Source organism: Simplicispira sp. (assembly GCF_028687295.1).
GTDB lineage: Bacteria > Pseudomonadota > Gammaproteobacteria > Burkholderiales > Burkholderiaceae_C > Simplicispira > Simplicispira metamorpha.
Genome location: NZ_JAQUAL010000069.1, coordinates 1 through 1,652 on the forward strand (window position 1 = coordinate 1; position 1,652 = coordinate 1,652).

The window sequence follows — 1,652 nt, forward strand, 5'->3', positions numbered from 1 at the left end:
GCGCCACCTGCGCTGCTGGTGTGGGCGCCAGGTGCAGCAGTGCACGCGGGGCACCGCCATCGACTTTCTGGATACCATGCACGCTCGGAGGGGCGGGCAGCGGGCCCAGACCCTGCAACAGCTCTACCGAGTGGGCTTGTAAAACCTCCTCTTGCAGCACCGGGGCGGTCAGCAGTACCTGTAACTGCGCGGGCGATACCCCGGGCACCTGTACCGGGCCGCACAGGCCCTGGGCCGCATCCAGGTACAGGGGCGGGGCATTGGCATAGAGCACAGCGCCGTCCTGCTCCAGACATGCCCGCAGCGCCCACTGCTTTTGTCCATCCGCGCCGGGCGACACAGCATCCCAGCGCCAGACCAGGGTGCGCTCGGCGCCCCATTGCAGAGCCGGGCCAGGTTGGCCATCGTGCATGCCCGCAAACAGCCGCCCCGTGCTGGCCGCCATCTGCAACGCCAGCGCGGCGGCGGGACCGCGCAGAGCCACGCCATCGTCCAGGCGTGCACCATACGAATACGCCCCATATGCGCCAGGGCTGACCATCATCCCCTTGACCAGATCCAGCACATCCCGGTCAGTTTGGCTGGCCTGCTGGTACAGGGGCTGGTGGGGCCCGGGCATATCGCGCAGGCCGCGCAATTTGGCCCAGCCACCCGCCACTTTCTGGTAAGAAACCTGCACGCTCAGGCGCAACTGGGGCGGTTTTTGCTGCGTATCGGCCCGCAGCACATACAAAAACTGGTCTTCGCGCTCGCCGCTGCGCCGGGTGGAAGTGCCCAGTGCCGCCACGCTGTCCGCCGCGCTGACACGGCCCAGTGCCTGCAGCCACTGCAACGACTGCGCCTTGGCCCGTGCGCGGGCTATTTCTGCCTGCGCGTGCAGGGCCTTGGCCTGGCGCTCTTGCTCGGCTTGCGCATGCGCCTGCTGTTGCGCCAACAGCGCCTCGGGCGACAGGGGCCCAGCGGGAATCGGCAATACCCCCAGCGACTGGATGAACGCCCTGCCCTGGTGCGCCGCCTCCAGCATCAGCGCCACGGCGTGCTTGCACTGCGCCCCCACAGGGCAGGAACAATCACTGGCCCACTCTTCGGGCTCGCCCGCCTCGTCCAGCCAGACTTCAATGTTCAACTCGTAGGGATAGTGCGCACTGCCCTGCACTTCGCCAAACAGCTGCCAGTGGTCGTCCAGCGGCTCCATGTCAAAGTCCAGCACCTTCCCTGTGCGGTACAGCGCCAGACCGCGCTCGAAGGTGGTTGCACTGGCGTCTTGCCGGATGACGTCGGGGTGTATCCAAAAACCGGCACTGGGCTCACGCAAAGAATCCATGGTCATCCCTGCGTTACTGGGCCGTGCTACCGGCTTGCGCCGCACTGATACGCGCCAGCAGCGCCTGCGCCTCTGGCATGGGTGCGGCGGCGGGCAAGCTGGTGAGCATGCGCGCCAGCACCCCCGGCTGGGGCAACAGCGGCCCCCAAAAGCGCACCTGCCCGGTGCCATCGGCTATCAGCAGGGTGGGAAAAGTCTCAATGTCCAGGTCATCCACCAGCGCGGCCTCGTCTTCCACGTCCAGCCAGACAAAACGGGCGCCGGGGTACTGCGCGGCGGCGGCATCGAACACGCTGCGGTAAGCGTCGCAGGTGCGGCACCAGGCGGC

The 1,652-nt window shown here is 67.4% G+C and carries 2 protein-coding genes; both read right to left on the reverse strand.

Features of this window, described 5'->3' with window-relative positions; all coding sequences use genetic code 11:
* Positions 1-1,324: SWIM zinc finger family protein (locus PHX69_RS09350; protein ID WP_288043458.1), on the reverse strand; the 1,324-nt coding region annotated here is incomplete at its 3' end.
* Between the two features lie 13 nt (positions 1,325-1,337).
* A partial coding sequence (locus tag PHX69_RS09355; protein ID WP_288043459.1) for a thioredoxin family protein occupies positions 1,338-1,652 on the reverse strand: 315 nt, incomplete at its 5' end.